Source organism: Nonomuraea roseoviolacea subsp. carminata (genome assembly GCF_024172185.1).
Lineage (GTDB): Bacteria > Actinomycetota > Actinomycetes > Streptosporangiales > Streptosporangiaceae > Nonomuraea > Nonomuraea roseoviolacea.
In genome coordinates, this window is sequence record NZ_JAMZEC010000001.1 from 443,593 (window position 1) to 469,988 (window position 26,396).

The following is a 26,396-nucleotide window of genomic DNA, read 5'->3' on the forward strand; positions in this document are numbered from 1 at the left end:
CGCGGACACGAGTTGGATCTCGACCGGTGCCCCGCGGTCCCCCTCACCGGCCCATCCATCCCACGATCTGGATCAGGAGCAGGACCACGATGAAGAGGACTGTGAAGCTCAGGTCAAAGGCCACCGTACCCAACCGGAGCGGAGGAATGAAACGGCGGAGGAACTTGAGGGGTGGGTCTGTTGCGGTGTATGTGGCTTCGGCCAGCACCAGCACGACCCCGGTGGGCCGCCACTGGCGGGCGAACGCCTGGACCGTCTCAAAGATCATCCTGCCGATGAGCAGCACCAGGTAGAGCGACAGGACGACGACCAAGATCTGACTTACGATCGCCACGGGCTGGCCGCGCCTCCCCTTCTGGTGTGCCCTGCGGGCCTCGGCGAGACCCGGTCGGGTGCGATAGGCATACAGAGACTCTAACTCTGGTTGAAGAACCCGCGTTCCGCGATTCGAGCCTTGTCCTCGGCGGTCACCTCGACATTGGCAGGGGACAACAGGAACACCTTGTTGGTAACACGTTCGATGTTGCCGTGTAGGCCAAAGACCAGACCTGCCGCGAAATCGACCAGGCGCTTGGCGTCGCTGTCAACCATCTCGGTCAGATTCATGATGACGGGGGTGCCGTCGCGGAAGTGCTCGCCGATCGTCCGCGCCTCGTTGTAGGTGCGGGGGTGGAGGGTGGTGATGCGGGCCAGATCGGTCGTACGGCGCTCCAGGACGGTCGTGGCGGGCCGGGGCGCGGGGACGCCCGGGTCGGTCTCCTCGTCGCGGTCCTGGACCGGCACGGGCCGCTCCTCGCCGGTGCGGGGGGCCTCGTCCTCGTAGGCGTACTCGTCCGGGTAGGTGTCGTACCTCTCGTAACGGTCGTCCTCCACGAGACCGAGGTAGACCGCCATCTTGCGCATCGCGCCGGCCATCGCTACGTCGTCCTCCTGCTCATGGTCGCACTCGCTCGGGCCTGTCGCAGCGCCCGAGGCGGTAGCCGTACCCCCTTGAAGCTCACCGCTGATCGACCTCTACTGGATGCGCGGGCCTGAAGCCCACTTGAGGGGACATTACCTGACGAAGGGCTTGCGACGGCCGAGCAACGCCGTACCGATCCGCACGTGTGTCGCGCCGTGCGCGACGGCCTCCGTCAGATCGTCGCTCATCCCCGCCGAGATCATGGTGGCGCGCGGATGGTTCTCCTGCACGGCCTGCGCCACCTCGCGCAGCCGCGCGAACGCCTTGCCCGGGTCCTCGCCCAGCGGCGCCACGGCCATGACGCCGCCGAGCCAGACGTGGCCGAGCGCGGCGATCTCGTCGGCCAGCGCCGGCACGTCGGCGGGCAGAGCGCCGCCCCGGCCCGGGTCGTCGTCCAGGGACACCTGGACGAGGCAGCCGATCTCGCGGCCCAGCCGCCCGGCCTCCTTGCTGAGGGCGGCGGCCAGGCGCAGGCGGTCGACGGAGTGGACGACGTCGGCGTAACCGGCGACGGAGCGCGCCTTGTTGGTCTGCAGCTGGCCGACGAAGTGCCAGGTCAGGGGCAGGGCGGCCAGCTCGTGGGCCTTGGGCGCGGCTTCCTGGTCGCGGTTCTCGCCGACGTCGCGCACGCCCAGGTCGGCCAGGATCCGCACGTCCTCGGCGGGGCGGGTCTTGGTGACGGCGATCAGCGTGACCTCGCCGCGGTCGCGCCCGGCCGCGCGGCACGCCTCCGCGATCCGCCGCTCGACGTCGGCCAGCCCGGCCGCGATCTCGTCCCGCCGCTCGACCTCGTCCCGCCGCTCGACGTCGGCCGGTCCGGCCGCGATCTCGTCCCGCCTCATCGCCCTTGTCCCTTCCCCTCAGGACTTCGGGACTGCCCTGTTCGTCCCGCCTCAGTCATGGGGCCTTTCGCGGCTTCCCGCAGGCCACCATCATGCCCGGTGCCCGTCCGGTCCCGCCGACCGGGCCGATCATCGCGACCGTCTTGTACGGCACACGGCCGCACGGACGGCCTCCCGGCCCCCTCGCCGGGCGCCCCGGCTCCCCCGGTGCGCCGTCACGACGGCCCGAGGCGCCCCCGCACACAGCGGCGCCGCTCCGCCGTCCCCTGTGAACGGGAGCGGAGCGGCGAGGGCGCGACGGTCACTTGAGGAAGTCGGGGACGTCGAGCTCCTCCTCCTGCTCCTCGAAGACGACCGGGCGACGCTTGGCCGGCTCCGACATGCGGGAGGTGATCGGGGTGGGCGGGTTGGCCGGCTCGGGCGTGGGCCGCGGGATCGAGACGGGGCCGGGCGGCTCCTCGGCCACGGCGACCGGCTCGGGGTCGGGCGCGGGCTCGGGGACGCTCTCCACGGGCCGCATCGGCTCGGCCCGCAGCTCCGGCCGCGGCTCGGCCCTCAGCTCGGGCCGGTGCTCCGGACGGGGCTCGGGACGGAAGTCGGGCCTCGGCTCGGGCCGCACCTCCGCGCGCGGCTCGGGCCGGGGCTCCACGCGGGGCGCGGGCTCGGCCTTCACGGTCGGCGGGGCGACGCTGGGCCGTACCGGGGCGGAGACCGGCGGCGCGGCCTGCGCGGCGGGGCGGCTCTGCGGGCGCGGCAGCTTCTCCACCGGCGGCGGCACGTCGTCGAAGCCGGCGGCGATGACGGTGACGCGCACCTCGTCGCCCAGGGCGTCGTCGATGACCGTGCCGAAGATGATGTTGGCGTCGGGCGCCGCGGCCATGGACACGAGCTGCGCCGCCTCGTTGATCTCGAACAGGCCCAGGTCGGACCCGCCCGCGATCGACAGCAGCACGCCGTGGGCGCCGTCGATGCTGGCCTCCAGCAGCGGGCTGGAGACCGCCATCTCGGCCGCCGCGACCGAACGGTCGTCGCCGCGCGCGTGGCCGATGCCCATGAGCGCCGAGCCGGCGCCGGACATGACCGACTTGACGTCGGCGAAGTCGAGGTTGATCAGACCGGGCGTGGTGATCAGGTCGGTGATGCCCTGGACACCGGACAGCAGGACCTGGTCGGCCGCCTTGAACGCGTCGAGCACGCTCACCTGCCGGTCGGAGATCGACAGCAGCCGGTCGTTGGGGATCACGATGAGGGTGTCGACCTCGTCGCGCAGCGTCTCGATGCCGGCCTCGGCCTGCATGGCGCGGCGCCGGCCCTCGAAGCTGAACGGCCGGGTCACGACGCCTATGGTGAGGGCGCCGAGGGACCGGGCGATGTTGGCCACGACGGGCGCGCCGCCCGTGCCGGTGCCGCCGCCCTCGCCGGCCGTCACGAAGACCATGTCGGCCCCCTTGAGGACCTCCTCGATCTCCTCACGATGGTCTTCCGCCGCCTTGCGCCCCACGTCGGGGTTGGCGCCGGCGCCCAGTCCGCGCGTGAGCTCGCGGCCCACGTCGAGTTTGACGTCGGCGTCACTCATCAGCAGCGCCTGGGCGTCGGTGTTTATCGCGATGAACTCGACGCCCTTGAGTCCCTCCTCGATCATCCGGTTGACGGCGTTGACTCCGCCGCCGCCGATGCCGACGACCTTGATGACCGCGAGGTAGTTCTGCGGTGCTGCCACGACGAGGGGCCTTTCCGCTCGTTTACTTGCCATTTCGGTGCGGATGTCTCCGCGTTCTCAGTTCGGGTAAGTCTCAACCTCAAGTTGAGATTCAGATTTATGTCAACCTGAGGATTGATACGGACAGTAGGAGTTACGCTCCGGGCGGGTCAACTAACCGCGCCGCAAGCGCGTCCGGCGTGTCGCGGGCTGTCCGTTTCGCTCTGTGATCTCGCCAGGTCGGGGCACCCCTCCGCCGTACGTCCCGCGTACAGGCTCTCACGCCCGGGCCGCCGGCGCGCACAGGCGCGGCGAACCTCTCGCGCCCCCGCTGATCGGACGGCGGAAACGCGTCCGCCCGGCGGCTGGTAAGGATCATTACCAGATGCGCCGCGATAAGATCACTTGAGGGTGACGACGTCCGGTGAGCTGACGTCGTAGACGTCGGCCTTGCGCCCCAGCACCCGCGCGAGGATGCGCGCCTTCTCCTCGCCGCGCTCGGCGCCGCCCCAGAAGACCGTGCGGCCGTCGGTCAGCTCCAGCGACACGCCCTCGGCCGTGGTGGCGCTCACCTGGCGCACCTTGCCCGCCAGCGAGCCGGGCAGCGACTGGACGACCTTGAGGGCGGCCATGGTCGCCGGGTCGCCCGCGGCCGGCCGGTCGACCTTGAGCACCGGCAGCCAGGCCGGTGCCAGATCCCTGACCTCGATCACCACGCCGTGCGCGTCGACCAGCGCGGCCCGCCCGCCCACGGGCAGGGAGGCGACCGGGCGGCGCTCGGTGACCCGGATGCGCAGCGTCCCCGGCCAGACCCGCTCGGCCTTGGCCGTGGCGAGCTGCGGCAGGGTCAGGACCCGGGCCTCGACCCCCTCCAGGTCGACCGTGGCCAGCGGGTGCAGGGAGGGCACCGCGGCCTTCTCCTTGACCCGGTCCTGGGGCACTGTGAGATTTCCCACGATCTCCACGGAGCGGACGCCGAGGACGGGCGAGAAGAACACCAGCCACGCCGCGACGCCGACCACGCCCACGGTCAGCAGCACCAGCAACGCCGTCCGCGCCCTCATCACTCTCCCGGCTGCACGATCATCCGTCCCGATCACGGCATCGAACCTACGCCGAGCCCCGCCTGCGCCGCCCGAGGCGCGCCCGCGGCCCGGCCCGGGGCGCGGCCGGTAGGGCCCCGTGGGGGCGTCAGCGGCCGGAGAGCTCCGCCAGGATCTGGGGGCCGAGCTCCGTCACGTCGCCGGCGCCCATGGTGAGCACGATGTCGCCCGGCCGCGCGCGCGACGCCGCCAGGTTGGGGACGGCGGTCCGGTCGGGCTCGTACGCGACCCGCTCGGCCGGCAGCGGCACGCGGCCCGCGACCATCGCCCCCGACACGCCCGGCTCGGGGTCCTCGCGGGCGCCGTAGACGTCGAGCACGATCACCTCGTCGGCCAGCGCGAGAGCCGCGCCGAAGTCGTCGGCGAAGAAGCGGGTGCGCGAGTACAGGTGAGGCTGGAAGATCGCGACGACCCGCCCGTCGCCCGAGTAGGAGGCCACCACGTCACGCGCGGCCCGCAGGTCGGCGGCCAGCTCGGTCGGGTGGTGGGCGTAGCTGTCGAACACGGCGACGCCGCCCGCCTCCCCCTTGGCCTCGAAGCGCCGCTTGGCCCCGCCGAAGGCCGCCAGCCCGTCCCTGATCTCCTCGAACGGCAGGCCCAGCTCGTCGGCCACGGCGATCACCGCGGTGGCGTTGAGCGCGTTGTGGGCCCCGGGCACGGCCAGCCTGACCTCGCCGCGTCCCTCGACGGTGAAGCGCGTGCCGAAGCCGTCGGGCCGCACGTCGGTGATCCGCAGCTCCCCCGCCTCGCCGTACGTGCGCACCCGCAGGCCGCGCGCCCGCGCGGCCTCGGCCATCTCGGCCGCGCCCGGGTCGTCGGCGCAGGCGATGAGCAGGGAGCCGATCCGCTCGCTGAAGCGGGCGAAGCTGTCGTGGACGGCGCGCGGGTCGCCGTAGTTGTCGAGGTGGTCGGCCTCGACGTTGGTGACCACGGCGATGTCGGGGGCCAGCATGAGGAACGAGCCGTCGCTCTCGTCGGCCTCGGCGACGAACACCTCGCCGGAGCCCTCGTCGGCGCCGAGCCCGGTGGTGACGAGCTGGCCGCCGACGCAGTAGGACGGGTCGGCGCCGCACTTCTGCAGCGCCACGGTGAGCATCGAGGTGGTGGTGGTCTTGCCGTGGGTGCCGGCGACGGCGACGGCCGTGCGGCCGGCCATCACCGAGGCGAGCGCGGCGGCGCGCGGGATGATGCGCAGCCCCTGCTTGAGCGCCTCCCCCAGCTCGGGGTTGGAGTCGCGGATCGCGGTGGAGACGACGACGGTGTCGACGTCCCTGATGTGCGAGGCGGCGTGCCCGATGTGCACGGTGGCGCCGAGCCGGCGCAGCTCGCCCACGAGATCGCTGCTGCGCGCGTCGCTGCCGGACACGCGCACGCCGCGCTTGAGCAGGATGCGGGCGATGCCCGACATCCCCGCGCCGCCGATGCCGATGAAGTGGACCCGGCCCAGGTCCTCGGCGGCGATGGGCTCGACCAGCTTGACCAGACTCATCCGGCTATCTCCAAGACTTTCCTCGCGAGCATGATATCGGCGTCCTTGCGGCCGAGGCGTGCGGCCGCCTCCGACATGACGGCGACCCGCTCGGGGTCGCGCAGGATCGGCAGCAGGTGGTGGACGATCCACTGGGCGGACAGCTCCGCGTCGTCGACCACGAGCCCGCCGCCGCCGGCCACGATGCGCTCGGCGTTGACGCGCTGCTCGCCGTTGCCGTGCGGCAGCGGCACGTACGCCGCGGGCAGCCCCACCGCGGTCAGCTCGGCGCAGGTCATCGCCCCGCCCCGGCACAGGGCGAGGTCGGCGGCGGCGTAGGCGAGGTCCATGCGGTCGACGTAGGGCAGCAGGACGTACTGGGGGTCGCCGGGCGGCGGCTCGTGGTCGGGGACGTTGTCCGGCCCGAGCACGTGCAGCACCTGGATGCCGGCGGCGCGCAGGGCGGGGGCGGCGGCCAGCGCCGCCTGGTTGAGCGACCTGGCACCCCGGGAGCCGCCGAAGACGAGCAGCGTGGGCCGGTCGTTCTCCAGCCCGAACCAGGAGCGGGCCTTGTCGCCCGTGGACAGCCGGTCGAGCGTCGCGATCTCGCGGCGCAGCGGCGTGCCGATGTAGGCGGCGCCGGTCAGGGCCGGCTCGGGAAAGCCGCTGAAGACGTGGTCGGCGAGCCGCGCGCCGAGCCGGTTGGCCAGGCCGGGGCGCGGGTTGGCCTCGTGGACCACGATCGGCAGGCCGCGCCGCTTGGCGGCGAGATAGGCGGGCGTGGCGACGTACCCGCCGAAGCCCACGAGGATGTCGGCCGCGACGCGGTCGAGCACGGCGGCGACGGCGTTGACGGCGCCCGCCAGCCGGCCGGGCACCGTGAGCAGCCGCGGGGTGAGGGCCCGGGGCAGCGGCACGGCCGGCACCAGCTCCAGGTCGTAGCCGCGGGCCGGGACGAGCTGCGTCTCCAGGCCGCGCTCGGTGCCCACGCACGTGATGCCGACGCCCGGGTCGAGGCGGCGCAGCGCGTCGGCAAGGGCGAGCGCCGGCTCGATGTGGCCGGCCGTCCCGCCACCGGCGAGGACCACCCTCATGTCCACTCCCTCACGTCGTGCCCAGCGTCCCGTCTCTCACGTCATGCCCCGCCGCGCGGCGCCTCAGCGCCGGGCCTCGCGCCCGGCCCGGGAACCGGCCCTGGACTCGGCCCTGGATTCGGCTCTCGATCCGGCCCTAGATCGGGCCCTGACGGCGCGTCCCAGGCCCAGCCAGCTTAGGGCCCGGGCGGCCGGTCCGGGGCCACGGGCGGCGAGGGCCTCGCGGGCGCCGGGCTCGCGTTTGGCGAACGACAGCAGCATGCCGAGCGCGGCGAGCGTCGGCAGCAGGGCCGACCCGCCGTACGAGACGAGCGGCAGCGGGATGCCGGTGATGGGCAGCACGCCGAGGACGGCGCCCATGTTGACGATGGCCTGACCGGCGATCCAGGCCACGATCGCGGCGGCGGCCAGCCGGACGAACGCGTCGTTGACCCGGGTGGCGACCCGCAGCCCCGCGTACCCGAGCAGCCCGAACAGCGCCACCACGACCAGCGTGCCCATCAGGCCGAGCTCCTCGCCGAGGATGGCGAAGATGAAGTCGCTCTCGCCGTGGGGCAGCCAGCTCCACTTGGCCCGGCTGCTGCCCAGGCCGAGCCCGAACCAGCCGCCGGAGCCCATCGCGATCTGCCCCTGCACGGCCTGGTAGCCGGCGCCCTGCGCGTCGGCCCACGGGTCGAGGAACGCGCCGATGCGGGCCATCCGGTACGGCTCCACCTTGATCATGATGATCGCGGCGAGCACGGCCAGCGACAGGATGCCGGCGAACAGCTTGATCGGCGCCCCCACCACCCACAGCAGCGCCAGGAAGATCATGAACAGCACGAGCGTGGTGCCGAGGTCGCGGCCGAGCATGACCATGACGGCCAGGATGGCCGTGCCGGGCATGAGCGGGATCAGCATGTGGCGCCACTCGATGCGGCCGTGCCGGGCGCGCCGGGCCAGCAGGTCGGCCCCCCACAGCGCGAGCCCGAGCTTGGCCGGCTCGGACGGCTGGAGCGTCAGCGGGCCGACGTAGATCCACCGCTGCGCGCCCAGCTCGGACGAGCCGATGAACAGCACCATGACCAGCGCGATGATCGACAACGCCATGAGCGGATAGCCCGCCCACCGGAACACCCGGTGCGGCAGCCGGGAGCAGCCCCACATGACCAGCACGCCGAGCGCGGCCGAGAACGACTGCTTGATGAACCAGGAGAACGGGTTGCCGGTCTTCTGCATCGCCTCGATGCTGGAGGCCGACAGCACCATCATCAGCCCGAGAGCGAGCAGCAGGGCGCTGCACCCGAGGATCAGGTAGTAGGTGGTCAGCGGCTTGCCCAGCAGCTCCCTGAGCGCGGCGAGCTGCTCGCGCGCCCAGCTCGACGGCCCCTCGACGGCGCTCTGCCGCGGCCGGTCCTCGGTGCTGGTGGCGCTCACGTGGCGGCCTTCAACCCGTGTACGGCACGCGCGAAGGCCTCCCCCCGGGCCGGGTACCCCGCGAACATGTCGAGCGACGCCCCGGCCGGCGAGAGCAGCACGGTGTCACCCGGGCGGGCCAGACGGGCGGCTTCGGTGACGACTTCGTCCATCGCACCAGTGTCTTGGGAGGAGATGTCCACGACGGGGACATCCGGGGCGTGTCGCGCGAGTGCTTCGGCGATCACGCCGCGGTCGGCGCCCAGCAGCACCGCCCCGCGCAGCCTCGGCGCGGCCCGGCGCACCAGGTCGTCCACGTCGGCGCCCTTGAGCTGACCGCCCGCGATCCACACGATCGACGGGTAGGACGACAGGGCCGCCGCCGCGGCGTGCGGGTTGGTGGCCTTGGAGTCGTCGACGTAGTCGACCTCGCCGAGGCGGGCGACGTGCTGGAGGCGGTGCGGGTCGGGCGTGAAGTCGCGCAGGCCCTGGCGTACGGCGGAGGCGGGCACGCCGGCGGCGCGGGCGAGCGCGGCGGCGGCCAGCGCGTTGGCGACGTTGTGCGGGGCGAGCGGGCGCACGTCGGCCAGCGTGGCGAGCTCCTCGGCCGCCTCCACCGGGTCGGCGACGAACGCCCGGTCCACGAGGAGGTCCTCGACCACGCCGATCTGCCCGGGCCGCGGCACGCGCAGCGTGAAGCCGACGGCCTTCGGGTACGGCTCGGCCAGCCGGGTGGCCTCGGGGTCGTCGGCGTTGTAGACGACGGTGCCCGCGCGCTCGAAGATGCGGCCCTTGGCGGCGGCGTACTCCGCCATGGAGCCGTGCCAGTCGAGGTGGTCGGGCGCGACGTTGAGGACCGCGGCGGCCAGCGGCGCCAGGGAGCCCGACCAGTGGAGCTGGAAGCTGGACAGCTCCACGGCCAGCGTGTCGTACGCCTCGTCCCCCGTGCGGGTGACGGCCCGGATGACGGGCTCGCCGACGTTGCCCACGGCGGCGGCGGCGCGACCGGCGGCCAGCAGGATGGACGTGAGCATGCGCACGGCGGTGGTCTTGCCGTTGGTGCCGGTCAGGGCGAGCCAGGGGGCGGCGCCGGCCGGACGCAGCCGCCAGGCCAGCTCCACCTCGCCGACCACCTCGACGCCGGCCCGCAGCGCGGCGGCGATCAGCGGGTGGTGCGGCGCCCAGCCGGTGGTGACCAGCCGGGTGACGCCCTCGGGCAGCTCCATGGCCCCGAAGCGGGTCTCCACGCCCAGCGCGGCCAGGTCGGCGGCGGCGCGGCGCTGCCGCTCCCCCTCGACGGCCTCCACGACCACGACCCGCTCGCCCCGGGCCGCGAGCGCCTCGGCGACGGCGGTGCCGGAGACGCCGAGCCCGGCGACGCAGGTGAGGCCGAGGGCCGCCGCGTGGGTCATCGCGGCATCCACTCGACGTAGAACAGGCCGAGGCCGAGGGCGGCGCACAGCATGGCGATCAGCCAGAACCGGACCACGATCGTGGTCTCCGCCCAGCCCTTCAGCTCGAAGTGGTGCTGCAGCGGCGCCATCCGGAACACGCGTTTGCCGGTCATCTTGAACGAGCCCACCTGGATGATCACCGACAGGGTGATGATCACGCACAGGCCGGCGAGGATGATGAGCAGGAGCTGGGTGCGGGTGGCGATGGCCAGGCCCGCCAGCACGCCGCCCAGCGCGAGGGAGCCGGTGTCGCCCATGAAGATCTTGGCGGGGGGCGCGTTCCACCACAGGAAGCCGATGAGCGCCCCGAGCACGGCGGCGGCCACCACGGCCAGGTCGAGGGGGTCGCGCACCCAGTAGCAGTTGGGGCCGAGCTGGTCGATGCAGTTGTTGCGCAGCTGCCAGTTGCCGATCAGCACGTACGCGGCGAGCACGACACCGGTCGCGCCGCTGGCCAGGCCGTCGAGGCCGTCGGTGAGGTTCACCGCGTTGGAGAAGCCGACGATCATGATCAGCACCCAGATGGTGAACCCGACGATGCCCAGCGGCGGCCCGAAGTCGCGCAGGAACGACAGGCGCGGCTCGGCGGGCGTGATGCCGTACACGTTGGCCTGCTGGGTCACCATCACCGCGAAGATCGCTCCGACGACGAGCTGGCCCAGCGCCTTGGCGCCGCTGCGCAGGCCCAGGCTGCGCTGCTTGTAGATCTTGATGAAGTCGTCGAGGAAGCCGACCGCGCCGAGGCCGGTCATGAGGAACAGCACCAGCAGGCCCGAGACGGTGGGCGGCGACAGCATGGCCAGGTGGGAACCGCCGTAGGCCAGCAGCGAGGCCAGCACGATGACGATGCCGCCCATGGTGGGGGTGCCGCGCTTGTCGTAGTGGCCGGACGGGCCCTCCTCGCGGATCTCCTGGCCGTAGCCACGACGGGAGAGCAGCCGGATGGCCAGGGGGGTGCCGAGCATCGACAGGATGAGTCCCACCGCGCCGGCGATGATGATGTTGTTCACTGGGTGGCACCCCCGAGCAGCAGCTCGGCCGTCCTCTCAAGGCTCATCGCACGGGGTCCCTTGACGAGCACGACGTCGCCGGGCCGCAGCCACCGCGACACCTGCGCGGCGGCGGCCTCCGCGTCGGGCACGTGCACGATCGGCATCTCGCCCGTTCCGGACATGTCTCCGGTCGGGGACATGTCCCCCGGGTGGGCGGCGGCCGCGGACGCGCCCGCCAGCACCGGGTCGGCCTCGGGGCCGGCGACCACCAGCCCCGACAGGCCCGCGCCGCCCGCCAGGCGACCCAGGTCGGTGTTGAGCTGCGTGGAGTCCTCGCCCAGCTCGCGCAGGGCGGCGATGACGGCGAACCGCCGCCGTCCCCGGCCCAGGGAGCCGAGCGCGGCGAACGCGGCGCGCATCGAGTCGGGGTTGGCGTTGTAGGCGTCGTTGATCACGGTGACGCCGTCGGGGCGGTCGGTGACCTCCATGCGCCAGCGGCTGCGCGGGGTCGCCTCGCTCAGCTCCGCGGCGATGGTCGCGACCGGCAGGCCCAGCTCGTAGGCCGCCGCGGCGGCGGCCAGGGAGTTCTCGACCGCGGGCTCGCCGTACAGCAGCAGCGAGACCCGGGCGGAGCCGGACGGCGTGGTCAGCGTGTAGGAGCCCCGGCCGCGCTCGTCGAAGGTGACGTCCTCGGCCCGGATCGCGGCCTCCGGCGCGCGCCCGAACAGCGTGACGCGCGCCTCGGTGCGCGCGGCCATCTCGCGCACCAGCGGGTCGTCGGCGTTGAGCACCGCGACGCCGTCGCGGGGCAGCGCCTCGACCAGCTCGCCCTTGGCCTTGGCGATGGCCTCCTTGCCGCCGAACACGCCGAGGTGGGCGGTGCCGACGTTGAGGACCACGCCGATGCGCGGCGGCGCGATGCGGGTGAGCGCGCGGATGTGGCCGATGTTGCGGGCGCTCAGCTCCAGCACCATGAAGCGGGTCTCGTGGTCGGCCCTGAGCACGGTCAGCGGGTGGCCGATCTCGTTGTTGAACGAGCCGACCGGCGCGATCGTGGCGCCCATGCGGGCGGTCAGCCGGGCCAGGAGGTCCTTGGTGGTGGTCTTGCCGGCCGAGCCGGTCACGCCGATCACGGTGGCGCCGGGCAGGGCCGCGCTCTGCGCGGTGGCCAGGGCGGCCAGCGCGGCGGCGGTGTCGGGCACCACGACCGCGGGCGCGTCGACCGCCCGGCTCGCGAGCACCGCGACGGCTCCGGCGCGGACCGCCTGGGCGGCGTAGTCGTGACCGTCCACGCGCGCGCCCTTGAAGGCGACGAACAGCGATCCCGGCCGGACGTCCCGCGAGTCGATCACCACCGGACCGCGGACCACCGCGCGGGGGTCGGCCATGCCCGACAGGGCCCCCGAGGTGATCTCGGCGATCCTGGCCAGAGGCAACGGGATCATGCGTGCTTCCTGCTTTCCTTGCGTGCGTCGATCGCCCGGGCGACGACCTCGCGGTCGTCGAAGGGGATCACCTCGCCTGAAATGTACTGACCCTGCTCATGGCCCTTGCCCGCCACCACGATCACGTCGCCGCGGCCGGCCTGGCCGACCGCCAGCTCGATCGCGGCCGCGCGGTCAGGCTCAATGATCACATGAGCGCGGTCGTGCCGCGGAACGCGGAGCGCTCCCTCCATCATCGCGGCCAGGATGGCCAGCGGGTCCTCCGAACGGGGATTGTCGCTGGTGAAAATCGCCACATCGGCCAGCCGGGCCGCGGCCTCGCCCATGAGGGGCCGCTTGCCCGTGTCGCGGTCGCCGCCGCAGCCGAGCACCACGGTGAGCCGCCCGGCGGTGACCTCGCGCAAGGACGTCAGCACCGACTCGACCGCGCCGGGTTTGTGCGAGTAGTCGACCACGGCCTGGAAGTCGTCGCCGGCGCCCGTGATCCGCTCCATGCGGCCCGGCACCCCGGTCATCGCGCCGACGCCGTGGACGGCCGTCTGGAGCGGCACGCCGGCCTCGACGAGGGTGACGACGGCGCCGAGCGCGTTGGCGACGTTGAACGGGCCGGGCAGCGAGATCTGCGCGTCGGCCTCGACCCCGCCGGGGCCCACCACGCGGAAGGCGCTGCCGTCGGCGCCGAGCCGGGTGTCCAGCGCCCGCCAGGCCGCCTCCGGGTCGCCGAGCGCCGAGAACGTGGTCATCGGCACCTTGGCCCGCGTCAGCAGCTCGCGGCCGTACGGGTCGTCGTAGTTGGTGACGCCCGCCCGGCACATCTCCGGCTGGAACAGCCGGGCCTTGGTGGAGAAGTAGTCGTCGAGGTCCTTGTGGAAGTCCAGGTGGTCCTGCGACAGGTTGGTGAACAGCGCCACGTCGTAGTGGACGCCGTCGACGCGGCCGAGCGCCAGGGCGTGGCTGGAGACCTCCATGGCCGCCGCCGTCACGCCCCGCTCGCGCATGAGGGCGAACAGGCCGTGCAGCTCGGACGCCTCGGGCGTGGTCAGCCGCGGGTGGAACACCAGGTCGCCCGCGTGGATCTCGACGCCGCCGACCAGGCCCGTGGTGTGGCCGGCCGCCCGCAGCCCCGCCTCCAGCAGGAACGTCGTGGTGGACTTGCCGCTGGTGCCGGTGACGCCGAGCACCTGGACGTCGTGGGCCGGCTGGCCGTACACCCAGGAGGCGACCTGCCCGAGCAGGGCCCGCGGGTCGGGCACGACCAGCACCGGCAGCCCGGTCGCGACGGCCCGCTCGCGGCCCGCCTCGTCGGTGAGGATCGCCGCGGCGCCGCGCGCCATGGCCTGCGCCACGAAGGACGCGCCGTGGGCGGTGCTGCCGGGCAGGGCGACGTACAGGTCGCCGCGCATGACCTCACGCGAGTCGATGGTGACACCGGTCAGCGCGGCATGGGGCGACCTCGCCGAGCCGGACTCGGCGTCGAGCATGGTCGCCAGCCCGGTCAGCGGGCGGGGCGGACTGGTCGTTGGACGCATAGACGACGGGGGACGCACGGCGGCAGCGTACCTTCCCCGGTCACTGTCCCGCGCGCGTCCGCACCGCGGGCGCGGTGGAACCCGTGGGCGGGATCTTCCTGCTCTTGATGGCGAACGTCATCACATCCTTGAACACGGGCGCGGCGATCTGCCCGCCGAAGTGTCCGTTCTTCGGGTTCTGCAACACCGACAGCACCACCAGCCGGGGCGCGTCGGCGGGGCTGAAGCCCGCGAACGAGGCCGTGTATCCGTCGTAACGGCCCAACTGCTGATCGTAGCGGTCCGCGGTGCCCGTCTTGCCCGCCACCCGGTAACCGGGGATGGCGGCGAGCTCACCCGTGCCCTGGGCGCTCACCGCGGCCTCCAGCATGGTGGTGATCTCCTTGGCCGTGTGTTCGCTGACCACGCGGGTCTTCCTGCCCGGGGCGGAGGGGACGAACCGCCCCGACGCGTCCGTCGTGCCGGCCACGATCTGCGGCTCGATCTTCACGCCGCCGTTGGCGATCGTCTGGTACACGCTGGCCATCTGCAGCGCGGTCACCGACACGCCCTGGCCGTAGGCGACCGTGCAGCTCTGGCTGCCGGACCAGGTCTTGTAGTCGGGCAGCAGACCGGCGCTCGCGCCGGGCACGCCGCCGCCGGGCGTCGCTCCGAAGCCGAACGCCTTGAGCATGCGGTACAGCCGCTCGCTGCCGATCTTGCGGGCGGCCATGATGGTCGCGACGTTGCTGGACTGCGCCATCGCCTCGCGGAAGGTCATCGCCTCCGCCGGGTGCGGGTGGGCGTCGCGCAGCACCCGGTCGTAGCACTTGATGTTGTCCTTGACCTGGAAGACCGTGTCGGGGCTGACCACGCCGGCCTCCAGCGTCGCCGCCGCGGTGATGACCTTGTTGGTGCTGCCGGGCTCGAACACGTCGGCGGCGGCCCGGTTGACGTACAGGCCGGGCGGGGCCTTGCCCCAGTTGTTCAGGTCGAGCTCGGGGGCGTTGGCCATGGCGATGATCTGCGCCGTCCGCACGTCCATGACGATGACGGTGCCGCTGCTCGCGCCCGCCTCCTTCACCTGCGCGGCGAGGGCCCGCTGGGCGGCCCACTGGATGTCGCGGTCGATGGTCAGCCGCACGTCGCGGCCGTCGACCGGGGCGGTGCGCTGGGTGCTGGTCATGGGGATGGGCTGGCCGTCGCGGCCCGTCTCGGCCCGCTGCTCGCCGTCGCGGCCGGCCAGCAGGGAGTTCTTGGCCGCCTCGATGCCGCCGAGGCCCTTGCCCTCGTCGCCGACGAACCCGATGAGGCTGCCCGCCAGGTCGCCGGCCGGGTAGAGCCGCCGGTAGATCTTCTTCGCCGTCAGGCCGGGCACGCCGCCCTTGAGCAGGCGGGCGGCCACGCCGGGGTCGACGTCCCTGGCCAGGAGCTGGTAGCGGGTGCCGGTCACCGCCAGCTTGGCGGCCATCTCCTGCTCGGACCTGCCGAGGTGGGCGGCCAGGGCCTGGGCGACCGCGGGACGCGCGGCGGGAGGCACCACGCTGGGGTCGATGGCGATCTCGCGCGCCTCGGCGGTGACGGCCAGCGGGTGGCCGCCGACGTCGGTGATCGTGCCGCGCTTGGCCGGGATCTGCTGGGTCTGCAGGCGCTGGCTGGCGGCCCGCGCCTCGTACACCTTGGAGTCGAGGCCCTGCATCTGGATCAGACGGCCGGCGAAGATCGACAGGATGAACGTCATGCCGATGAGGCCGACGTTGATGCGCCGGCGCGGGCTGCCGAGGCGCAGCACGAGAGGCGGCCTGGCGGGGCGGGACGGCGGCCTGCGCCCCGACCCGGGCCCGCCGCCGCGTCCTCCCGGGCCCCGGCCGCCGGGACCTTGGCCGTCGGGGTCCCAGCCGTCCTGGCCCCAGGCACCTGGGGCTCCGGGCAGGCGGGACAGCAGCGCGCCCAGGCCGCGGGCGAACGGGCTCGCGGGCCCGCGACGCGGGGCTCCCCTGCGGGGGACGGTGGGGCGTCCTGGGGCGTCCTTGGGGGCGCGTCCACGAGGGTCGCGCTCCTGCGCCGCGGCCCGGCCACGCGCGCTGCCCCGGTCGCGCGGGTCACGATCGCGGTCGCGCGGGTCACGATCACGCGGGTCACGATCACGGAGGTCGCGGTCGCGGAGGTCGCGATCACGCGGGTCACGATCACGGGGATCGCGGCGCCCGCTCGGGTCACGATCGCGGTCGTGCGGGTCCTGATCACGGTCGCGGTCGCGCGGGTCACGACCGCGGTCGCGCGGGTCCCGACCGCGGGGATCACGATCACGCGGGTCACGATCGTGCGGGTCACGATCACGGTCGCGGGGGTCGCGGCTGCGGTCACGGGGGTCGCGGGAGTCGCGGCTGCGGGAGTCGCGTGGGTCGGCGTCCTGCGCGGAGGTCCGGCGCGTCCCCGCTCCCTGAGCGCCGTCCTGGCGCAGGCGGCCGCGCCCGGACGGCCCGCCGGCCTCGCCACGCGCGCGGCCCCGGGCGGGCTCGGCGCCGTCGCCCTCACGGCCGCGGATGACACGTCCCAGAGGCTCCTGACGGGAACGGGCACGCGGACCGTCACCGTCGTCCTGACGGGAACGCGCACGCGGACCGTCACCGTCGTCCTGACGGGAACGCGCACGCGGACCGTCGCCGTCGTCCTGGCGGCCGGCGCGCGCCGACGGGGTCTCGCCGCGTCCCCTGAGGGGCGGGAGGTCGTCACGGTCCTGAGCCGAGCGCCTGGAGCGGGCGGAACCGGCCAGCGGGTCCCAGTCCGCCGGGTCGCCGTCGTCCTGGCGGGAGCGGCGGGCGTCGGCGGAGTCGCGCTCGGCCCGGCCGCCCGGCCGGTCCTGGCGGGCGTTCACCCGGTCGTCGGCCGAACGGCCGCCCGACCGCCCGCGCGCGCCGTCTCGCGACGAGCGGCCGTGTGGCAGGTCCAGGGGGTCACCTTCCCAGTCCCGGCGCGTACGGCCCCGAGCGGGGCCCTGTGGTTCACCGTCGGGGTCACGGCGCAGGCGTCCCCGGGGAGCGGCCTCTCGCGCGTCGTCATCACGCTCACGGCCCGCACGGGCACGCGGCGCGGCATCGCGCGCGGCGTCGTCACGGTCGCGGCGTACGCGTCCCGCCGGTAGGCCGCGTGGGTCGTCGTCCTGGACCCGGCGCAGGCGGCCACGGGCCCGCGGCTCGTCGTCCGGGTCGCGACGCAGGCGGCCGCCCGCGTCCTGCGGTGCGCGGGTGCGGGGCGGGTCCTGGGGTGTGCGGCCACGGGGCGTGCGGCCGCGCGGCCGGTCGTCCGGGTCGTCGTCGGCCAAGCCGCCGGAGGACAGATCGAAGGGCAGGTCGAACGGGTCATGGCGCTTCCCGGGGTCGCGACGGTCGTCGGACGACGCGCGCCCCGTCCCCTCCGAACGGGACGAACCCGTCTGCCTGCCCGGCCTTCCGGGACCGCCGGGCGTACGACGGGCGGCGCCGGGCCCTCCCTGAGAGCCGGCGCCGCCCCCGCCACGGCCGGGCCCCTGGCCCCTGCCGCCTGTGTCCCTCACCGGGTCCGGCCCACCAGCCCGGCGTCGGCTCCGGTGCCGGCCGGGGCGCCGCCGTCGGCGCCCTGCCCGGTCGTCGCACCGGACGTGCCACCGGCTTCGCCGCCGGACGCGTCACCGGTCCGGTGGTCCTGTCCGGACGTGCCACCCGTACGCGCCCCGCCGCCGGACGTACCCGTCCCGCCCTCGCCACCGGGCACCGTCGCGGTGCCGGGCGTGGTGCCCGTCGTGCCGGTCTCGGCCGTGCCGCCCGTGCCCGTCCTGGCCTCGCCGCCCGTCACCGTCGTGGTGCCGGGCGTGGTGCCCTTCGTGGCCGGGGTGCCGGTGCCGTTCGTGACCGGGGTGCCGGTCTCCGTGCCCGTGCCGGGCTTGGCGGCGCCCTTGCCCGTGTCGCCGAGCGTGAGCGGGTTGATGCTGTTGTCGAGGTGGAGGCCCTGGTCCTCGGCCCGCCTGGCGATGACGGACGCCTGCGTCTCCTCCTCGATCACCTGCTTGAGCCGGTCGTTGTGCTGGCGCGCGGCGGCGATCTCGCTCCGCAGCCGCGAGGCGGTGATCGAGTCCTGGGCGAGCACGGTGTTGAGCAGCAGCAGGCTCACCAGGCCACCGCAGAGCAGCCCGACGACGAGCAGCACGAACGGCGCCCGCTGGCGGCGGCGGGCCGGGACCCCCCGGGCCGCGGGGCGGGCGGCGCGCTCGCTGCGGTCACGGTGGGAGGCGGACTCGGCGGCCGGGCGCGGGCGCGGGATCGGCCGCGCCGAAGGCGACGGCTCCTGGCCGGGGCCCGTGCCGGGACCCGGTCGCGTCGTGGGCTCGCCGGACGGCCGCGCGGGCGGCGCGGCGGGTGACGTGCCGGCGGGGCCGGTGAGCGTGCGGGTGCCGTTCTTGGGCTGCTGGGCGGGCGCGGGCCTGCGACGGCCCGTGCCGGGCGCGCCGGCGGCCCCGCCCTTGACCCCGCCGCGCGCGCCGGAGCGCGCCGCGCCAGGCCGCGACGGACCGGCCGACGGCAGGTCGGGCGAGCTGTGGTCGGATGAGGTGAAGTCGGGCAGCGTGATGACCGGCGTGTCGGCGTCCGCGGCGGCGGAACCGGAGGCACCGCGACCGGACGCGCGGCGCTCGCCCGCATCGGACGCGCCGCGGCCGGAGGCACCCGACCCGGACGCGCCACCACCGGAGGCGGCCGACCGCGACGCGCCACGGCTGGACGCTCCGCCGGAGGCCGACCCGGACGCGCCGGTGTCGGACGCGCCGCCGGGTGTGGCGGCGCCGGGCGCGGCGGGCTCGAGCACGGTGCCGCGGGCGGACGCGCGCCGCCTGGTCTCCTGCTCAGTCGTGGTCGTCAACACGGATCCTCTCTGCCGCCCGTAGCCGGGCCGAGGCAGCCCGCGGGTTGCGGGCCAGCTCTTCTTCGCCGGGGAGCTCGGCCCCCCTCGTCACCAGGCGGAACCGCGGCTGGTGTGCCGGCAGCGGGACGGGGAGCCCGGGTGGGCTGGTGTCCCTGGTTCGCGCCGTGAGGACCTGCTTGGTGAGCCGGTCCTCCAGGGAGTGGTAGGAGAGCACGACGACTCTCCCCCCGAGCGCCAGCGCGTCGAGGGCCGCGGGCAGCGCCGCCTCCAGGGCGGTGAGCTCCGCGTTGACCTCGATGCGCAGCGCTTGGAAAGTCCTCTTGGCGGGGTTGCCCCCGGTGCGCCGGGTAGCGGCGGGAATCGCCTGCCGGACGATCTCCGCGAGCCGCTTCGTCGACGTTATGGCCTCCTTGGCCCTTTCCTTGACAATTAGGCCCGCGACACGCGGTGCGAACCGTTCCTCGCCGTAATCACGGAGGATGCGCGTTAGCTCCCCGGCCGAGTAGGTATTGACCACCTTCTCCGCCGTGAGCTCCTGCTCGGTGTCCATCCGCATGTCCAGCGGGGCGTCATAGGAGTACGCGAATCCGCGCTCGGCCTCGTCGAGCTGCGGCGAGGAGACCCCCAGGTCGAACAGCACGCCGTCGACCGTCGTGCGGCCGAGGGCGGCGCCGGTGGTGGCGACCACGTCGGCCAGCTGGTCGGAGGAGGCGTGGACCAGGGTGGTCCGCTCCGCGTACGGGGCGAGCCGGCGCGTGGAGAAGTCGATCGCGAAAGGGTCGCGGTCGATGCCGATCAGGTGGAGTGCCGGATGCGCGGCGAGCAGGGCCTCCGAGTGGCCGCCGAGGCCGAGGTTGGCGTCGACGACGACGGGACGCTCACCGCCCAACGCCGGAGCCAGCAGCTCCAGTACGCGGTCGAGCATGACCGGAACGTGACCGCCGGTGCCTGTGGCGTCGCTCATCTCCAACCCCCCTCTCGCGTCCTTGCTCGCGGATGACGCGGTCGGCGATCCTATCGGCCCTTCCTGGGTCCCCACCCGGCGCCGCCCGGCCAGGTCCCCATCCGCACCCTCTTCGTGGAAGCCCGCCATCTGACACCGGGGAAGGTGCATCAGCTGGCCGGCAGTGGTTGCGGGTGGAGACCTCGCCGAACGACATCTCCGACGGATCGACCGTGCCTTCTACAAGATCCCTGGCAGCACCTCCTCCGACAGATCGGCGAACGCCTGCTCCTGAGCGTTGAGATAGGTGTCCCACGCCTGCGCGTCCCAGATCTCCAACCGGGTGTTGGCCCCGATGACGACGCAGTCGCGTTGCAGGCCGGCATACTGCCGCAGGCTCTGCGGAATGGTGATGCGGCCCTGCTTGTCGGGGGTCTCGTCGGACGCGCTGGCGAAGAAGACGCGGCTGTAATCACGCACCGCCTTGGCGGTGACCGGGGCGGTGCTGAGAGCCTCGGTAATGCGCTGGAACTCCTCCACGGGAAAGACGTAGAGGCATCGCTCCTGGCCTTTGGTGATCACAAGACCCTCCGCCAGCTCCTCACGGTACTTAGCCGGCAGGAACAGCCGTCCCTTGTCGTCCAGACGCGGTTGATGGGTGCCGAGGAACATCGGCCCCACCTCCCGTGCCTAGTGAAGCGCTCGACGCTGGCGCACCGGCCCTCCACTGCGCACCACCATACTCCACTTCTCCCCACCGTCAACTGATTCAACCCCATGTCACAGCCTGATCGTTTCGCGTTTTCGCAGGTCACAGCGGTGGAGCGCAGTGGGGGGCGCGGAGGGGGCGTGGACGGCCACGGGCGTGTCGGAACACGCCGAAGAAACCGGAGGCTGGAGGGCCGGAGGCGCGCGGGGACGGGCGTGGGGAAAAGTGGGGGGCGCATGGTAGCCGCGTGTCACCGGATTCGCACCGCTATGACACAAGAACAGGACATCGTCCAAGTTCTCTGGAAAATCGGCAAAAGTCGCCCCAGAACCCGCACCATCGTAGGGTCGTACACACAATGGAAAAGGAACGGCATGGCTCCCGCAATGGCATGGCCGCCACTGGGGACGACCGTCGCACTTCTTCTCATGGAGGCCTGGTGGCAGTTACCCATGACGTCCCTCCCCAGCTCGACGAGCTGGTCTCCACGGCGCACCGCATCCGCGAGGCCGTCGAGTCCGTGGTGGAGGGGAAGAGCGACGCCGTCCGCCTGACCCTCACCGTCCTGCTCGCCGAGGGCCACCTGCTGATCGAGGACGTGCCGGGCGTCGGCAAGACCATGCTGGCCAAGGCGCTGGCGCGCTCCATCGACTGCCCGGTGCGCCGCGTGCAGTTCACCCCCGACCTCCTGCCGAGCGACATCACCGGCGTCAGCGCCTACAACCAGCAGACGCGCGAGTTCGAGTTCAAGCCCGGCCCGGTCTTCGCCAACATCGTGGTCGGCGACGAGATCAACCGCGCCTCGCCCAAGACCCAGTCGGCCCTCCTGGAGTGCATGGAGGAGCACCAGGTCACGGTGGACGGCGTGACGTACCAGCTCGACAGCCCGTTCATGGTGATCGCCACCCAGAACCCCATCGAGATGGAGGGCACCTATCCCCTCCCCGAGGCGCAGCGTGACCGCTTCACCGCCCGCGTCGCGATGGGCTACCCCGAGCCGCACGCCGAGCTGGAGATGCTCGACGTCCACGGCGGCGCCTCCCCGCTGGACAAGCTCCAGCCGGTCGCGACGACGGCCGAGGTGCGCACGCTCATCGAGGCGGTGCGCGGCGTGTACGTGTCACAGCCGGTCAAGAAGTACGCCATCGACCTGGTCGTCGCCACCCGCCACTCCCCCGACCTGCGGCTCGGCGCCTCGCCCCGCTCGACGCTGCAGCTCGTGCGCGCCGCGCGGGCGCACGCCGCGCTGGCCGGCCGCGACTACGTCATCCCGGACGACCTCCAGGACCTGGCCGTGCCCGTGCTGGCGCACCGGCTGCTGCCCAGCGTCGAGGCCCAGGGTCAGCGCCGCCTTCCGGAACAGGTGGTGACCGACCTCGTCAGGCGCGTGCCGGTGCCGGAGACCAGGGCGTCGTGAGAGCGGGGCTGCGGGCGCTCACCGCGAGGGGCCGTTCGTTCCTCGCCTCCGGTGTCGCGGCGCTGGTGATGGCGGTCCTGCTGGGAGAGAACGACCTGTTCCGCATCGGGGTGCTGGTGGCGGCGCTGCCGCTGCTGGCCGCCATGGTGGCGGCGCGCACCCGGTACCGGCTGAGCTGCGCCAGGCGGCTGGACCCGGCCAGGGCCGAGGTGGGCGGGGAGGCCACCGTGACGCTGCGCCTGGAGAACGTCACCCGGCTGCCCACCGGTCTGCTGCTCATCGAGGACACCGTGCCGTACGCGCTGGGCGTGCGGCCCCGGTTCGTGCTGGACAAGGTCGAGGCGAGGGGCATCCGCGAGATCGACTACCGGGTCCGCTCCGACCTGCGCGGCCGTTACACGATCGGGCCGCTGTCGGTGCGCATCGCCGACCCGTTCGGGCTGGTGGAGCTGTCGCGCTCGTTCACGATCGCCGACACGCTGGTGGTGACGCCGCAGGTCGTGCCGCTGCCCCACGTACGGCTGTCCGGCGAGTGGACGGGCGGCGGCGACAGCCGCACGCGCAGCGTGGCCGCGGCCGGCGACGACGACGTGGCCCCGCGCGAGTACCGGCAGGGCGACGACCTGCGCCGGGTCCACTGGCGCTCCACGGCGCGGCGCGGCGAGCTGATGGTGCGGCGCGAGGAGCAGCAGTGGCAGAGCCGCGGCGCGCTCCTGCTCGACACGCGCCGCCACGCCCACCGCGGCGAGGGACCGCGCTCGTCGTTCGAGGTGGCGGTCTCGGCCGCGGCCTCCATCGGCGTGCACCTCGCGCACGAGGGCCTCGGCCTGCGCCTGGTCACCGACCAGGGCGCCGAGCACCTGACGGACACCGGCCTGAGCTGGTCGCTGCTCGACACGCTCGCCGTGGTGCGGCAGAGCCCGATCCGCTCGCTGGACATGGCGGTCTCGGCGCTGCGGCAGGGCGGGGGCGACGGGCTCGTCGTGGCCGTGCTCGGCTCCCTCGACCCGGAGGAGGCCCGCGAGCTGGGGCGGGTGCGGCACAGCGGCATCACCGGGGTGGCGGTGCTGCTGGACGTCGACACCTGGAACGGCAGTGAGCCCGGCTCGAACGAGGACTACCAGGCGGTGCAGGCCGTGCTCAGCGGTTACGGCTGGCGCATCGTGCGGCTGCCCGCCGGCACGTCGATCGCCTCCGTGTGGCAGGCGGCCGGCAACCGCGGCCGGTACGCGCTCAGCCCGGCGGGAGGTGCGGCATGAGGCTGTCGGTCGCGGCGGCGGTGGCCACGTTCTGCGCGGCGATCCTGCTCTATCCGCTGTTCGAGGGCGGCTCCTGGTTCTGGGGGACGCTGGGCGCGGTGCTCGCGGTCCTCGCGGCGAGCATGCTGAGCGGCCGGCTGTCGCTGCCCGCGTGGGCGGCGCCGGTGGTGGGCGTGATCGTGCTGTGGATCTACCTGACCGCGTCGTTCGCCGCCGGCAAGGCGTGGGCGTGGTTCGTGCCGACCAAGGCGTCGGTCGTGGAGCTGGCCAGGCTGCTCGGGACCGGGTGGACCGACATCCAGCGCTTCGCCGCGCCGGTTCCCGCCAACACCGGCGTCACGCTGCTCACCTGCGGCGGAGTCGGCCTCGTCGCGCTGCTGGTGGACCTGCTCGCGGCGCGGATGCGGCGGGCGGCGCTGGCCGGGCTGCCGCTGCTCGCGCTGGCCACGGTGCCGGCGACGATCCTGGCCGACCCGATCAGCTGGCCGGCGTTCGTGATCGCCGCGTCCGGTTTCCTCGGCCTGCTCCTTGCCGACGGCCGCGAGCGGGTGGGTCGCTGGGGACGGGCGGTGCTGGTGCGCCGCACCACCCGGGCCGCCGCCCCGCAGCCGCCCGGCGCGGCCGGGCGGGGAGCACGGGCCGCGGAGCATGTGCGGGAGACCGCCGACACGCGGGGACTGCGGCTGTCGGGCAAGCGGATCGGGTTCGCCGCGGTGGTGCTGGCCGTGCTGGTGCCGGCGGCGCTGCCGGTGATGGAGCCGGTGTCGTTCTTCACCTTCGGCGTGGGCGGCAGGGGCCCGGGCGCCGGCAACTCGATCAGCATCCCCAACCCGATCGCCGGTCTGCGGGGCCAGCTGGAGCTGCCCGAGCAGCGGGTCGTCCTGTCGTACACCAACAGCGACGACAAGCCCCGCTACCTGCGGATCTACGCGCTCGACACGTTCGACGGCGAGCAGTTCAGCATGACCGAGCGCAAGGGCTCGCCGGACAACCGGACCGAGGACGGGCCGCTCCCGCCGCCGCCGGGCCTGTCGCGGGGCGTGCCGGTCTCCAACGTGGTGACCGACATCCGGATCAGCGACGAGATCACGAAGTTGTCGTTCCTGCCCTTGCCGTACCCGCCCCGGCAGATCCAGGTGGACGGCGACTGGCGGGCCGACGTGAGCTCACTCATGGTCTTCTCCACCCGGGACGAGGCCGCCGGCCTGGAGTACAAGGTGTCGACCAGCGAGCCGGCGCCCACCAGCGAGCTGCTGAAGTCGCTGCCGCACTCGCGGTCCGACCTCGACGCCCGCTTCCTGAAGCTGCCGGACGACCTGCCCCCGGAGATCCGCGCGCTGGCGGACCAGCTCACCAAGGGCGCCCGCAGCGACTACGACGCGGCGGTCAAGCTCCAGGAGTTCTTCACCAGGACCGGGAACTTCACCTACACCCTGGAGACGCAGGGCCACGGCAACTCGGCGCTGAAGGACTTCCTGCTGCGCAGCCGGGCCGGGTTCTGCGAGCAGTTCGCGTCGTCGATGGCGGTGCTGGCCAGGCTGGCGGGCATCCCGTCGCGGGTCGCGATCGGCTACACCGGCGGCACGAAGGTCGGCGACCGCTGGGTGGTGGGGACGAACGACTCCCACTCCTGGCCGGAGCTGTACTTCGAGGGCGTGGGCTGGCTGCCGTTCGAGCCGACGCCGACGGGCTCCCTGGGGCAGGGCAGCGCCCGGGTCCCCGCGTACACCGTGCCGCCGCCGGACTCGGTGGGTGACAGCTCGACGCCGACGCCCGGCGCGACGAGCAACTCCGCCGACGAGCCGCTCTCGCCGCAGGGCCGGATCAACCCGCGCCAGCTTGACCGCGAGGCCGCGCTGCAGCCGGTCGGGCTGCCGGCCGAGGAACCGGCGCCCTGGCCCGCCTACGTGGGCATCGGGGTGGCCGTGCTGCTGCTGCTCCTGCTGGTGCCGGCAGCGCTGCGGCTGCTCACGCGCGGGCGGCGGCTGCGCCGCCTCGACGGCGCGGGCGGGACGTCGTCCAAGCCGTCCCGCCCGTCCAAGTCGTCCCACCCGTCCGGGCCGGACGGGTCAGACGGGCCGGACGGTCCGGACGGAGCGGGCGGGCCGGGCGCGCCCCGGACCGGCTCCGGTGCGGGCGTCAGAGCCGTGGCCGGGCGGCGGCCGAACGTGGCGGCCGTCTGGGCGGAGCTCGACGACCTGCTGCTGGACTACGGGACGGAGCGCGGCACCAGTGAGACGCCGCGCGCGCTGGCGCGCAGGCTGGCCGAGCGGTACGAGTTCGACGCCGACTCGGCGGCGGCCCTGACGGCCATCGCGTCGGCGGTGGAGCGGTCGCTGTTCGCCCGTTCGCCCGGCGAGATCGGGCCGATGAGGCAGGACCTGCGCACGGTGCGGCGGGCCCTGGCGGCGACGGTGTCGCGGGGGCGGAGGGTGCGGGCCGTGCTGCTGCCGCCCTCTACGCTGCGCCGGTTGCGCCGGCTGGGCGAGGGGCTGCTGGACGGCTTCGACCGGCTGGAGAGCCTGCGGCTGCGCAGGGCGGCCCCGAAGGGGTCATGACGGGAGACGCGTGATCGTGCGGTCGTTCCCGAGGGACGGCCGCACGACCGTGCGGAGAGATGCTCGGACCGGCGGGTGACCGCACGACCGTGCGGAAGAGAAGCCTGGACCGGCGGTTGACCGCACGACCGTTCGGAAGGGGAGCCCGGACCGGCGGGTGGCCGTGCGGTCGTTCCGCGGGGATGACCGCACGGTCGTGCCGGGAAGGCTCCGGGTCAGCGCTCGTCGTGACGGCGGCGCCAGCGCTCTTCCATGCGCTCCATGAACGTGCCCCGCCCGCCGCGACGGGCCGGCTTGCCCGGAGCGGGAGCCGAACCGGAGGCGGTGTCGACGAAGCCGTTCATGCGCTTCCAGCTCGACAGGCCCCACAGACACGCGGCGAGCATGACCACGAAGCCGCCGACGCCGAGCGGGATCAGGTTGATCACCACACCGACCATGAGGAGCACGACCCCGAGCGCAAAGCCGATGGAGGCCTTGATCAGGCGGCGCTTGTAGTGGCTGCGGGGGTCACTGATCCTGACGGTGTTGGCCCACTTCGGATCCTCGGCGTAGAGTGCCTGCTCGATCTGGTCGAGCAAGCGCTGCTCGTGCTCAGAGAGCGGCACGGCGCCTCCCAAGGACGGCCCCAGGACGGGGAAGACGGCAACGAA

The 26,396-nt window shown here is 73.7% G+C and carries 21 protein-coding genes; 4 read left to right on the forward strand and 17 right to left on the reverse strand.

From position 1 onward, the window contains the following. Positions 1-43 precede the first annotated feature (43 nt). From HD595_RS01995 to HD595_RS02055, 13 genes are all read right to left on the reverse strand, one after another. On the reverse strand, positions 44-334 hold the full coding sequence (locus tag HD595_RS01995) for a YggT family protein (RefSeq protein WP_175588708.1): 291 nt from the start codon (positions 332-334) through the stop codon (positions 44-46). A gap of 80 nt (positions 335-414) precedes the next feature. Next, on the reverse strand, positions 415-915 hold the full coding sequence (locus tag HD595_RS02000; protein WP_253765253.1) for a cell division protein SepF: 501 nt from the start codon (positions 913-915) through the stop codon (positions 415-417). Between the two features lie 138 nt (positions 916-1,053). Next, positions 1,054-1,803, reverse strand: a complete 750-nt coding sequence (locus HD595_RS02005; protein ID WP_253765254.1) for a YggS family pyridoxal phosphate-dependent enzyme — start codon at positions 1,801-1,803, stop codon at positions 1,054-1,056. Positions 1,804-2,104: 301 nt separating this feature from the next. After that, positions 2,105-3,523, reverse strand: a complete 1,419-nt coding sequence (ftsZ, locus tag HD595_RS02010) for a cell division protein FtsZ (RefSeq protein WP_253765255.1) — start codon at positions 3,521-3,523, stop codon at positions 2,105-2,107. Between the two features lie 380 nt (positions 3,524-3,903). Further along, positions 3,904-4,566: a cell division protein FtsQ/DivIB gene (locus HD595_RS02015; RefSeq protein WP_253765257.1), complete on the reverse strand. Its 663-nt coding sequence runs from the start codon at positions 4,564-4,566 to the stop codon at positions 3,904-3,906. A 127-nt stretch (positions 4,567-4,693) separates the two neighbouring features. Continuing rightward, the gene (gene murC, locus HD595_RS02020; protein WP_253765258.1) at positions 4,694-6,094 is read right to left on the reverse strand and encodes a UDP-N-acetylmuramate--L-alanine ligase; all 1,401 of its coding nucleotides are present in this window, start codon (positions 6,092-6,094) and stop codon (positions 4,694-4,696) included. Next, positions 6,091-7,167, reverse strand: a complete 1,077-nt coding sequence (murG, locus tag HD595_RS02025) for an undecaprenyldiphospho-muramoylpentapeptide beta-N-acetylglucosaminyltransferase (protein WP_253765259.1) — start codon at positions 7,165-7,167, stop codon at positions 6,091-6,093. Before murG ends, murC begins: the two co-directional genes overlap by 4 nt. Before the next feature lie 63 nt (positions 7,168-7,230). Further along, positions 7,231-8,583 (reverse strand): putative lipid II flippase FtsW, encoded by a 1,353-nt coding sequence (gene ftsW / locus HD595_RS02030; RefSeq protein WP_253765260.1) that lies wholly within the window; start codon positions 8,581-8,583, stop codon positions 7,231-7,233. Continuing rightward, positions 8,580-9,974, reverse strand: a complete 1,395-nt coding sequence (gene murD / locus HD595_RS02035; protein WP_253765261.1) for a UDP-N-acetylmuramoyl-L-alanine--D-glutamate ligase — start codon at positions 9,972-9,974, stop codon at positions 8,580-8,582. The genes ftsW and murD overlap by 4 nt, the downstream gene beginning before the upstream one ends. Next, on the reverse strand, positions 9,971-11,026 hold the full coding sequence (mraY, locus tag HD595_RS02040) for a phospho-N-acetylmuramoyl-pentapeptide-transferase (RefSeq protein WP_253765262.1): 1,056 nt from the start codon (positions 11,024-11,026) through the stop codon (positions 9,971-9,973). Before mraY ends, murD begins: the two co-directional genes overlap by 4 nt. Next, the gene (locus HD595_RS02045; RefSeq protein ID WP_253765264.1) at positions 11,023-12,453 is read right to left on the reverse strand and encodes a UDP-N-acetylmuramoyl-tripeptide--D-alanyl-D-alanine ligase; all 1,431 of its coding nucleotides are present in this window, start codon (positions 12,451-12,453) and stop codon (positions 11,023-11,025) included. Before HD595_RS02045 ends, mraY begins: the two co-directional genes overlap by 4 nt. Then, on the reverse strand, positions 12,450-13,982 hold the full coding sequence (locus HD595_RS02050) for a UDP-N-acetylmuramoyl-L-alanyl-D-glutamate--2,6-diaminopimelate ligase (protein WP_253765265.1): 1,533 nt from the start codon (positions 13,980-13,982) through the stop codon (positions 12,450-12,452). The genes HD595_RS02045 and HD595_RS02050 overlap by 4 nt, the downstream gene beginning before the upstream one ends. Before the next feature lie 40 nt (positions 13,983-14,022). After that, entirely contained in the window at positions 14,023-15,753 is a 1,731-nt protein-coding gene (locus HD595_RS02055; protein WP_253765266.1) for a peptidoglycan D,D-transpeptidase FtsI family protein, read from the reverse strand. A gap of 87 nt (positions 15,754-15,840) precedes the next feature. Here HD595_RS02055 and HD595_RS02060 point away from each other — a divergent pair, with 87 nt between their 5' ends. Further along, entirely contained in the window at positions 15,841-17,106 is a 1,266-nt protein-coding gene (locus tag HD595_RS02060; protein ID WP_253765267.1) for a hypothetical protein, read from the forward strand. 407 nt (positions 17,107-17,513) lie between these two features. On the opposite strand, the gene ftsL is transcribed toward HD595_RS02060, so the two are convergent. From ftsL to mraZ, 3 genes are all read right to left on the reverse strand, one after another. After that, the gene (gene ftsL / locus HD595_RS45515; protein ID WP_301309417.1) at positions 17,514-18,854 is read right to left on the reverse strand and encodes a cell division protein FtsL; all 1,341 of its coding nucleotides are present in this window, start codon (positions 18,852-18,854) and stop codon (positions 17,514-17,516) included. Further along, positions 18,838-19,821 carry a 16S rRNA (cytosine(1402)-N(4))-methyltransferase RsmH gene (rsmH, locus tag HD595_RS02070; RefSeq protein ID WP_253765268.1) on the reverse strand — a complete coding sequence of 328 codons (984 nt, stop codon included), beginning with the start codon at positions 19,819-19,821 and terminating at the stop codon, positions 18,838-18,840. The genes ftsL and rsmH overlap by 17 nt, the downstream gene beginning before the upstream one ends. A gap of 219 nt (positions 19,822-20,040) precedes the next feature. Continuing rightward, complete coding sequence (mraZ, locus tag HD595_RS02075) at positions 20,041-20,472, reverse strand: division/cell wall cluster transcriptional repressor MraZ (protein ID WP_253765269.1); 432 nt, start codon at positions 20,470-20,472, stop codon at positions 20,041-20,043. A gap of 428 nt (positions 20,473-20,900) precedes the next feature. Between mraZ and HD595_RS02080 the strand changes: the two genes are divergently transcribed. From HD595_RS02080 to HD595_RS02090, 3 genes are read left to right on the forward strand one after another with little or no spacing between them, the layout of a single operon-like run. Then, entirely contained in the window at positions 20,901-21,926 is a 1,026-nt protein-coding gene (locus tag HD595_RS02080; protein ID WP_301309844.1) for an AAA family ATPase, read from the forward strand. Beyond that, positions 21,923-23,185 carry a DUF58 domain-containing protein gene (locus HD595_RS02085; RefSeq protein ID WP_253765272.1) on the forward strand — a complete coding sequence of 421 codons (1,263 nt, stop codon included), beginning with the start codon at positions 21,923-21,925 and terminating at the stop codon, positions 23,183-23,185. Before HD595_RS02080 ends, HD595_RS02085 begins: the two co-directional genes overlap by 4 nt. Beyond that, on the forward strand, positions 23,182-25,743 hold the full coding sequence (locus tag HD595_RS02090; RefSeq protein ID WP_253765273.1) for a transglutaminase TgpA family protein: 2,562 nt from the start codon (positions 23,182-23,184) through the stop codon (positions 25,741-25,743). Before HD595_RS02085 ends, HD595_RS02090 begins: the two co-directional genes overlap by 4 nt. 215 nt (positions 25,744-25,958) lie before the next feature. On the opposite strand, the gene HD595_RS02095 is transcribed toward HD595_RS02090, so the two are convergent. Then, entirely contained in the window at positions 25,959-26,351 is a 393-nt protein-coding gene (locus tag HD595_RS02095) for a DUF3040 domain-containing protein (protein WP_253765274.1), read from the reverse strand. Positions 26,352-26,396: the final 45 nt, after the last annotated feature.

Coding starts and splice junctions, on each gene's coding strand:
- HD595_RS02000 (WP_253765253.1), bottom strand. CDS start 915: ATGGCCGGCGCGATGCGCAAGATGGCGGTCTACCTCGGTCTCGTGGAG.
- HD595_RS02005 (WP_253765254.1), bottom strand. CDS start 1,803: ATGAGGCGGGACGAGATCGCGGCCGGACCGGCCGACGTCGAGCGGCGG.
- HD595_RS02015 (WP_253765257.1), bottom strand. CDS start 4,566: ATGAGGGCGCGGACGGCGTTGCTGGTGCTGCTGACCGTGGGCGTGGTC.
- murC (WP_253765258.1), bottom strand. CDS start 6,094: ATGAGTCTGGTCAAGCTGGTCGAGCCCATCGCCGCCGAGGACCTGGGC.
- murG (WP_253765259.1), bottom strand. CDS start 7,167: ATGAGGGTGGTCCTCGCCGGTGGCGGGACGGCCGGCCACATCGAGCCG.
- murD (WP_253765261.1), bottom strand. CDS start 9,974: ATGACCCACGCGGCGGCCCTCGGCCTCACCTGCGTCGCCGGGCTCGGC.
- HD595_RS02045 (WP_253765264.1), bottom strand. CDS start 12,453: ATGATCCCGTTGCCTCTGGCCAGGATCGCCGAGATCACCTCGGGGGCC.
- HD595_RS02050 (WP_253765265.1), bottom strand. CDS start 13,982: ATGCGTCCAACGACCAGTCCGCCCCGCCCGCTGACCGGGCTGGCGACC.
- rsmH (WP_253765268.1), bottom strand. CDS start 19,821: ATGAGCGACGCCACAGGCACCGGCGGTCACGTTCCGGTCATGCTCGAC.
- mraZ (WP_253765269.1), bottom strand. CDS start 20,472: ATGTTCCTCGGCACCCATCAACCGCGTCTGGACGACAAGGGACGGCTG.
- HD595_RS02080 (WP_301309844.1), top strand. CDS start 20,901: ATGGCCGCCACTGGGGACGACCGTCGCACTTCTTCTCATGGAGGCCTG.
- HD595_RS02090 (WP_253765273.1), top strand. CDS start 23,182: ATGAGGCTGTCGGTCGCGGCGGCGGTGGCCACGTTCTGCGCGGCGATC.